The sequence below is a fragment of the Pseudogracilibacillus amylolyticus (SeqCode) genome (assembly GCF_051918545.1).
Lineage (GTDB): Bacteria > Bacillota > Bacilli > Bacillales > Amphibacillaceae > Pseudogracilibacillus.
The window spans coordinates 1-8,381 of record NZ_JBPPZG010000176.1 but is presented as its reverse complement, the minus strand read 5'-3'; the positions used below and the strand labels follow the sequence as shown (position 1 = coordinate 8,381).

At 36.9% G+C, this 8,381-nt stretch carries 10 protein-coding genes; 5 read left to right on the top strand and 5 right to left on the bottom strand.

Features of this window, described 5'->3' with window-relative positions:
• From ACPYKA_RS16155 to ACPYKA_RS16135, 5 genes are all read left to right on the top strand, one after another.
• Window positions 1-824 (top strand): MFS transporter (locus ACPYKA_RS16155; RefSeq protein ID WP_479543248.1); only part of this gene is annotated, 824 nt, incomplete at its 5' end.
• Between the two features lie 778 nt (window positions 825-1,602).
• Window positions 1,603-2,031, top strand: coding sequence for a GNAT family N-acetyltransferase (locus ACPYKA_RS16150; RefSeq protein WP_479543247.1), 429 nt, complete (start codon window positions 1,603-1,605; stop codon window positions 2,029-2,031).
• Window positions 2,032-2,071: 40 nt separating this feature from the next.
• Window positions 2,072-2,647, top strand: a complete 576-nt coding sequence (locus ACPYKA_RS16145) for a nucleotidyltransferase family protein (RefSeq protein ID WP_479543246.1) — start codon at window positions 2,072-2,074, stop codon at window positions 2,645-2,647.
• Window positions 2,648-2,716: 69 nt separating this feature from the next.
• On the top strand, window positions 2,717-2,875 hold the full coding sequence (locus ACPYKA_RS16140; RefSeq protein WP_479543245.1) for a DUF6440 family protein: 159 nt from the start codon (window positions 2,717-2,719) through the stop codon (window positions 2,873-2,875).
• Window positions 2,876-3,090: 215 nt separating this feature from the next.
• Window positions 3,091-4,275, top strand: a complete 1,185-nt coding sequence (locus ACPYKA_RS16135; protein WP_479543244.1) for an Rpn family recombination-promoting nuclease/putative transposase — start codon at window positions 3,091-3,093, stop codon at window positions 4,273-4,275.
• 330 nt (window positions 4,276-4,605) lie between these two features.
• Here the strand turns inward: ACPYKA_RS16135 and ACPYKA_RS16130 are convergent, their stop codons facing one another.
• The 5 genes from ACPYKA_RS16130 to ACPYKA_RS16110 all read right to left on the bottom strand — a co-directional run.
• Window positions 4,606-5,235: a nucleotidyltransferase family protein gene (locus ACPYKA_RS16130; RefSeq protein WP_479543243.1), complete on the bottom strand. Its 630-nt coding sequence runs from the start codon at window positions 5,233-5,235 to the stop codon at window positions 4,606-4,608.
• Window positions 5,236-5,248: 13 nt separating this feature from the next.
• On the bottom strand, window positions 5,249-6,052 hold the full coding sequence (locus ACPYKA_RS16125) for an XdhC family protein (RefSeq protein WP_479543242.1): 804 nt from the start codon (window positions 6,050-6,052) through the stop codon (window positions 5,249-5,251).
• Window positions 6,049-6,384 (bottom strand): XdhC family protein, encoded by a 336-nt coding sequence (locus ACPYKA_RS16120; protein ID WP_479543241.1) that lies wholly within the window; start codon window positions 6,382-6,384, stop codon window positions 6,049-6,051. Before ACPYKA_RS16120 ends, ACPYKA_RS16125 begins: the two co-directional genes overlap by 4 nt.
• A gap of 1 nt (window position 6,385) precedes the next feature.
• The gene (locus tag ACPYKA_RS16115; RefSeq protein WP_479543240.1) at window positions 6,386-7,606 is read right to left on the bottom strand and encodes a vWA domain-containing protein; all 1,221 of its coding nucleotides are present in this window, start codon (window positions 7,604-7,606) and stop codon (window positions 6,386-6,388) included.
• Window positions 7,606-8,381, bottom strand: a 776-nt coding sequence (locus ACPYKA_RS16110; protein WP_479543239.1) for an AAA family ATPase, incomplete at its 5' end; no start/stop codon positions are given. The genes ACPYKA_RS16115 and ACPYKA_RS16110, both read right to left, overlap by 1 nt.

The following is an 8,381-nucleotide window of genomic DNA, read 5'->3' as shown; positions in this document are numbered from 1 at the left end:
CCCCGAGGATTGTGGAACCCGCTCATCGAGGAAAAGCAATTGGTTTAATCTATATGGGAATAAGTTCATCTCTCGTGTTAGGAGTTCCTATTGGTATTTTACTTACAAATGCGTTCGGTTGGCGTTCGGTTTTTCTCGGAATTGCTGTATTGTCAATTGGTTCTGGAATTCTAATTTATACATTTTTAGAAAAAATTCCTACTGAGAATGTACTCCCATTATCAACACAGATTAAAGCGCTTGGAAATGTGAAAATTGTAGGGGCACATTTGGCGCTGATGTTCATGTTAGCTGGTCATTATACACTGTATGCATATTTTACACCTTTTTTAGAGACTACTCTAAATTTAAGTCCAACTTGGATAAGTATAAGTTATTTTCTATTTGGTCTTGCAGCCGTATCTGGAGGAGCAATTGGAGGAACACTTGCTGATCGAATCGGTTCACCCAAAAGCATTTTAATTGTAATTAGTTTCTTTGCTATAATTTTATATGTTCTTCCATATGCAACGTTTTCATTTCCTGTATTTCTTGTTGTTATGGTAATTTGGGGAGCGCTTAGTTGGGCTTTAACGCCGCCGATGCAAAGCTACGTTATCCAGACAGATCCCGAATCTTCTGATATCCACCAGAGCCTTAATAACTCTGCTTTGCAGCTAGGAATTGCCCTAGGATCTGGAATTGGAGGAATAACACTTAGGCATTTTGAATCCGTAATAAGTACCGCTCATGTAGGCTCAGGTGTTGTCGTAATTGCATTTTTATGTGCAATTTATTCTTTAACGAGACAATCTAGTGTCACCCAAACGGAAGGGTCAAAATAGATAGGAAAAATTTTATAGAGATTTTTGTAAAACATACCGCTCATCTATTCCGGAGTTTAAGTCTATTATTTAATATCCGGAATGTGTGTGGGGTATGTTTTTATTTTTTAACCATTAATCCGATTTATCATAGTTTAATGTTGAATAGAATCCGTTATTTCTAATGTAGTGTGAACAACAGATGTGAAATTATGGTAAAATGGAATGTGACTTTGATAGTAAGCGTAGTGCATAGACAAAAAGGAGTTTGCTAATAAAAATGATGTTTTCTAGCTCGTCCAAAAGAAAAGTTACTATATGAAACAGTTGGCGAATTTAATGTAGAGTAGTTGGCTTATGATGTGGTTGCTGTAACATATAAGATCAAAGACAATACGATTCAATGTTTATCGGTACGTATGGTGCTCGAGGAAGTGGTATTTCGTATTATTATGTAGGAGCTAAAATTAATGGAAAATGGTAAGCGGATCATATAGAAGTTATTAGTAATGCGGAAGGTATTTCCGTAACTACAAATAGTAAAACGGAATTGTTTGAATGGGAAAATATTGTTCAATACGGAACATTGGCTGTTGTTTTAAAGAAAAATGACGAAGCAGTTTAGACTATATCTTTAAATGAAAATTTTGAGATTCAATCAGATGCATCCCAACCAACTGTCGGAAATATTAGTTTATACAAAGCGACAGTTGCCGATAGACTAAAATTATTAAAAAATACATACATATTTTCCATTTTGGTAAGTAAATAAAAATTATTACTTTAGGAGGCGAACAGATTGATTAGAAAAGCTACTGAAAGTGACATTAGTCAAATGGCAAAGTTGATGTGCGAGTTAGGATATCCAACGATGAAAGAGGAAATGGAACAGCGTTTTTCAAAAATTAATTCTTGTAATCTATATCATACACAAGTAGCCGAGGTTAATGAAAGAATCGTAGGGATGATCGGTATGATATTAGGATACCACTACGAGAAAAATGAAAATTATGTAAGAATTGTAGCGCTAGTAGTTGACTCCAACTATAGAAAAAAGGGAATTGGTCAAAAGTTGATAGAGTCAGCAGAAGAATGGGCAGAGGATCAAGGTGCTAATAGATTGGTATTGAATAGTGGTAACAGGAGTGAACGTAACGAAGCACATCAATTCTACACGAACAGAGGATTTGAGGCAAAAGCGACAGGATATTATAAAACACTCGGTTAAATAGTGAGGATTTTTGAAAAATTATCATGGAGTTGATGTAATGATTAAAAATGAAGAAGATATTATATTACTAATTGAAAAAGATAGATGGATGATGGAGGTATTAACGTGTGCAAAGTCTTTAAATTTACCTGATTGGTGGATTTGTGCAGGATTTGTTCGTTCTATTATTTGGGATTATATGCATGGTTTTAATAAGAGAACTCCCTTGCCAGACGTTGATGTAATTTATTTTGATCCTTTAAATGTAAGTGATGAAACGGACAGAAAATTGGAGAAGCGATTATTTTCTTTGGCTCCTTCCATTCCATGGTCAGTCAAAAATCAGGCGAGGATGCACATTGTTAATGGAATTCCACCTTATACCTCATCAGTGGATGCAATTTCAAAATTTCCTGAAACAGCAACAGCTTTAGGAGTAAAACTAGATGAAATAGATAGACTTATTTTAACTGCACCACACGGTATTCAAGATGCTGTCAATTTAACAATCAAGCCTACACCTTATTTTATGGAAACAAAAGAAAGAATGGATATGTACGAAAAAAGAGTAAGAAGTAAGAATTGGAATGCTATTTGGTCTATGGTAAGAGTCCAGGATATTGATTTTAAATAAACGGTGAAAGCGGGAAAGAATGTTGATAAAATACGGGAGTAAGTTTTAATAAGTAAGAAAAGATTTGAAGTGATCTATATGCAGGGAAAATTAGAAGTCTTTAAAATCATCTGTGACAACGATACCGGTGTTCTTTATATGCTAAATCATACAGGAGCAGGGAGCGGTCTCACTGTTTTGTTTGACCAAGAAGGAAATTCTTTAGTCGATGAAGGATTTAAAAAATAGACAGGGCTATGTATTTTCTTTAATTGGAAAATCCCAATTGATATTAAAATTGAGTCAGCAAAATTTTGTAGCGGTTATCTTTTGATATATGTACTAAGTGTTATTATTAAAAATTACTACCTAATTTGGAACGCTTGTTCTTAACGCTCGATTAGTGTATACTATACATAGTATCATTTATTTGCAGTTCCATCATATTAGAAGGAAGTGTTTAAATGGCACAAACTGAATTAATTTATGAAAGTTCACCAAATTTTTCCCCCTTATCTAGGGTACAAGAAGACAAAAATAAATATAGTGGAAAAAAGAAAGAGATAAAAGAAAACAGAAGAACTGAGTTACTGAAACGGATTCCGTTAGAGAGGCTAATGGATCTAAAAATTGATTACGCTTTCAATCAGCTCTTTGGAAACGAAAAGAACAAGAAAATCACCATTGAATTTTTAAATGCAATTTTACAAAAGTCGGGAAGAAACAAAATCCAAGAGGTCACATTTTTAAATACGGAAACTGGCAGGGAGTACGAAGAAGATAAGGAATCTAGACTAGATTTATTAGTGTTAACGGACGCTAATGAGAGAATAAATGTAGAAATTCAATTTTCAAATAAGTATGATATGGTTAAGCGCTCCATTTACTACTGGGCTGGAATTTATTCTTCTCCCCTTGAGAAAGGAATGGAGTACAGGGAATTGCGACCAGTCATTGTTATCAACATCCTAAACTATAATATGATGACTGAAATAGACTTATTTCATACGATATTTCATTTACGCGAAAGCACAAAAAACATTAAATTGACAGATGTAATGGAATTTCATTTCATTGAGATGACGAAGTTAATTAGAGACTGGAAAGCGGATAAGTTAGATCCCTGGAATAATGTGTTGGCACGATGGCTTTTAATGCTTGGAATGGTCGATGGTAGAAACAAGAAAGTCTACGAAGAAATTTATGAGGAACTGGAGGAGATCGCCATGAAGGATGAAACATTGCGGGACGCTTTTGCACAATGGGAAGAGTTGAGTATGACACAAGAGCAATTTTTAGCGTATCAATCTCGCTTAAAACGTGTGCTAGACGAAGAATCGTATCGTGAAACAATAAGATCAATGGAGGAGAACTTAGAAAAAAAGCAGAAATTGTATGAAAAAACGAAAAAAGAAGCGGAACAAACGAAACTAGAAGCCGAACAAATGAATCAAAAGGTAGAACAAAAGGAACAAGAGATACAGCAAAGGGAACAAGATATTGAAAGAAAATCTCAAGAATTAAGACTAAGACTAGAAAAGACTGTTATTCATTTATTAAATAAAGGGATGGATATTGATTTTATTATGGAAACCACTGGTCTTAGCAAAGAAAAAATTATTGAAATTCAATCTGAAATGACAGAATAAAGCATTTAATTTACCTGTTTATTTATATCAATTAGCCGGGAATACCCTTGATTTTAGTAAGTGAAAATAAAGAAGAACAGACATGACAGTATGAAGACTATGTATCATAAAGTAGAGCTGTAGCCTGTGAAAAAGATAGAAGATATTTAATCAATTTTAGGATCGGTTGTATGCGATCATATTGGAACCGGACGGAATGGGTTGGGGTTATCACGATGGCCTGAATGATATCTATCACTCAATAAGTTGGTTCACTGAATCATAGCAAGTCGTATAAGATGCCCGTTTAATTAACGCCTTACAAAAAGTAAGCCCCAAATCCTTGGTATATTAAGGTTTTGGGGTCTTAATCTGACTTTCCCATCTTTGTCTCGCTATTTCATAAGCTTGCGGTGTATCGATGTCAAAGATGGATCCGTCATCTGTAACAGGAAGTTCATAATAATTATTAATTTGTTTGATTAGTGTTTTTGCTCCTTGATCCTGGGGCAATTCATTGAAACTAATTTGCTTGACGTTACCGAAAAAGACGGGGTGTCCAGGGATGTTTCGATAAATAGGACGTACAACAAAAGGAGATTCCATTTCTCGCCCGCATTTATTCCCCTTTTCATAGATTTTTAGAATCGTTGTGTCTTTGATAAAGGGTTGATCCCCCAAAAATACCATGACATGTTCGGTTTGAATCGCCGCCACACCTGTTTTTAAAGAGTGACTTTGTCCGTAGGCATATTTTGGATTAAAAATCCAGCGACATCTTTCATCTTTCATGGCGATATTATTTTGTATTTTTTCAGCGTCATGTCCAATAACGATAATTATTTTAGTGAAAGGGAAGATTTTTACATTTTGGATGACACGTTTTAGTAACGGAGCCCCACCTAAGTCGAGTAATTGTTTCGTTTGTCCCATTCTACTAGATGTACCTGCAGCCAAAATCAATGCGGATATTGCGGCCATAATCAATTCACCTTTATTCTGCTAGTTTATAAATTTCATCAGTGATATATTGTTCTCTTAGCGACTTGCCATTTTTTTTATTTTTGAAAGCAATCATTTCCGAAACGATGCTGATTGCAATTTCGTCAGAGCCTTCCGCACCAATATCGAGACCAACCGGATTGTACAGTCGGGACAATGTTTCTCGCGAAAATTTTATTCCTTTTGACTCAAGCTCCCTTAACAGTCGATTACACCTTTTCCGTGGTCCAAGTAGACCGACATACGGTGCCTCAGATTCCAAGGAAAAGTGTAAACAATCTCTGTCTTTATCAAGGTGGTGATTCATAATGATAATTAATGTCCGTTTATCGGGGTAAACCTTGTCTGCCAAATATTCAGGTCGAGCAAGTATGATTTTTGCCCCTGGAAATAGTTCTTCACGGGCAAAAGCTTCACGTTGATCAATCACAGTGACATCGAATCCACTTTGTCGAGCAAATGATGCCACTGGAATTGCATCATGACCAGCACCAAAAATCATTACCTTGGGGGATGGAATATGCACATCGAGAAAAACAGAAATGGATTTTCCTTTGATATCAAAAATATGTGTTTTCGATTCTGGAACCATTTGTCGAAGCCTTTCTGTCCCCAACTTAACGATCTTTTCATCTAGAATAATATCTCCAAGGCTACCACGCTTGTCACCATTTTCCGAAACAAACAATCTGCTTCCTTTGTGAATAATTTCGGAACCGTTAAGAATAGTGGCAAGCATTCCCGCTTGATCATTCTTAACACAATCAATCCATGCATTGAATGGTTGTTGTTTCACGCATCATTCACCTCCGATAAAGGTTCAATGTACAGTTGGACAATCCCAGGACAGCCTAAACCTAATCCCCATACTGTTTCTTCATCCATATCGTACTCTTTTAATAAGGCTTCGCCATTTTCGATCACTTGTTGTGCCGTTATTACAACATCGGGCTCCAAGCAACCACCGGAAATAAGTCCAGTCGTTTTCCCATCTTCATCAACGAGCATTTTTGCTCCTTCACGTCGGTAAGCTGATCCCGTAACTCCAACAACTGTAGCAAGAGCAGTCCGTTTGCCATTTTGGTAGGCCTGTTCCAATGCCTTAACGATATCTTTATTTTCTTTCAACTTATTCCCTCCTTTGTCTCATGCATTGTGCCAACTTATAAAAAGCTGTTACATCGTGCGCTTCTGCGAAAATATCTATATATTTAAGTGCGATTTGCATGCCACGTGCCAATGGTTCATATCCCGATTTGCCTTTAAGCGGATTAAGCCAGATGATGCAATTTACTCGTTGTTTCAATGTTCGCATACCATTTTCTAACGTAAATAGTTCGCCACTTTCCAAACCATCGCTAAAGATAATAAATATAGTTTGTTTTGACAGTAGCTGGGGTCGTTCTTCTTGTATAACATTGGTCAACGCTTCACCAATACATGTGCCACCACCCCATTCTGAACCAAGATTTCGAAGTGATAGATTGTGAGGTGGTAAAGCTTTCTTAAGTAAGTGAGTTACTCTCCTTACCTCAGTGGAAAATAAAAAAAGTTCTGTCTGTGCTGTTTCTCGATGTATTGCAGCAGCAAACTGCAAAAATAATTCCGTATATGGTGCCATTGAGCGACTTCCATCACATAATAGGACGAAACGTGCTTTGTTTTTACGGCGCTCAGATTTTGCAGGATTGATGGCATATCCACCTGTACTAATACTTTTTCTAAATGTCCGTCTTAAATCGATTCGTCTACCATTAGGTTGGGCTTGCCAACGCCGACTCGGTTTTAACCGTACGGAGTGGATGAATAAACGAGCAGCCTTTAACAAATCTGCATAGTGATCACTTGGAACAGAGACAGTTCTGATCTGTTTTGATGCGGTTTGACTTTGGAGGACTGCTTGTAAAAATGATGTTTCCTTTTTTTCAGTCATCCCATCAGAGCTATTTTTTTGTCCGATACGTTCAGTAGTGTTTTCTTCTTCACTTGCTATATTAGTTTCTATCATTTCATCTTCGGTTTCGGTTGGTTTCTGCTCCTTTTCATCATCTCCATTAGCATGGCTTCCATTTACTTTTTCTTTCAATTCATTCTCATTTTGCATACCATGAAAAAATGCAGTGAATAAATGTTCAAATCTCTCTCTTTCCATACGTGTAGAGCAAAGTACTGTGCGCAAACCAAGAAAAACTTCTGTTTCATCGGCTAAATGAAGCATCTCAAGTGCACGAAAAGCAGCAATTGTTTCCTCAGTTGAGATGGTAAAACCTTCAGCTCGTAAGTAATGGATAAAAGTATTAATATCTTTGAAAAGTATTTGAGCGGCAGTTTCAATGTGTTTCGTTTCCATCATTCGACTTCACGCAATATGTCCATATTTTCTGTAAGTAATTTCCAGTCATTGCGATCCTTTACAAGACAACCAAGTGTATCTGTAACGGGTAGTTCGTCACCATCTGCATTTACAAACATGGATAGTGCACGTGCCCAGTCTAGGCTTTCCGCTACTCCTGGTGGTTTGTAAAAAGGCAGGTCACGAAGTCTCTGCATAGTACTTGCAATTTGTTTTGCCAATCGTTTTTCGATTCCCGGCAATTTTGCTCGTAAGATGTCCGTTTCTTTTTCTATGTCCGGATAATCGATCCACTCGTACAGACACCTCCGCCTTAATGCGTCGCTTAATTCCCGTGTGCGATTTGATGTTAGAATTACGTATGGTTTATGTTGCGCCTTAATCGTGCCCCATTCAGGAATAGTCACTTGGAATTCGCCCAATAATTCAAGAAGGAATGCTTCAAAAGCCTCATCGGCACGGTCAATCTCATCAATAAGCAAGACTGGAGCTTTTTCGTCCTCCGTTATGGCATCAAGCAATGGTCTTCGTAACAAAAAATGTTCATCAAATATATCCGGTGCTTTTTTCTCGTCTGAAGGAAAATCATTTTCGCTCATACGGATATAAAGCATTTGTTTAGGGTAGTTCCATTCATATAGCGCTGTTGTAGTATCAAGTCCTTCATAACATTGAAGACGGATTAGTTTCGTATCAAGGACAGAGGCGAGGACTTTGGCGAGTTCTGTTTTTCCGACCCCTGCAGGTCCTTCGATAAGTAACGGTTTTTCCA

Coding starts and splice junctions, on each gene's coding strand:
- ACPYKA_RS16145 (WP_479543246.1), top strand. CDS start 2,072: ATGATTAAAAATGAAGAAGATATTATATTACTAATTGAAAAAGATAGA.
- ACPYKA_RS16135 (WP_479543244.1), top strand. CDS start 3,091: ATGGCACAAACTGAATTAATTTATGAAAGTTCACCAAATTTTTCCCCC.
- ACPYKA_RS16130 (WP_479543243.1), bottom strand. CDS start 5,235: ATGGCCGCAATATCCGCATTGATTTTGGCTGCAGGTACATCTAGTAGA.
- ACPYKA_RS16115 (WP_479543240.1), bottom strand. CDS start 7,606: ATGGAAACGAAACACATTGAAACTGCCGCTCAAATACTTTTCAAAGAT.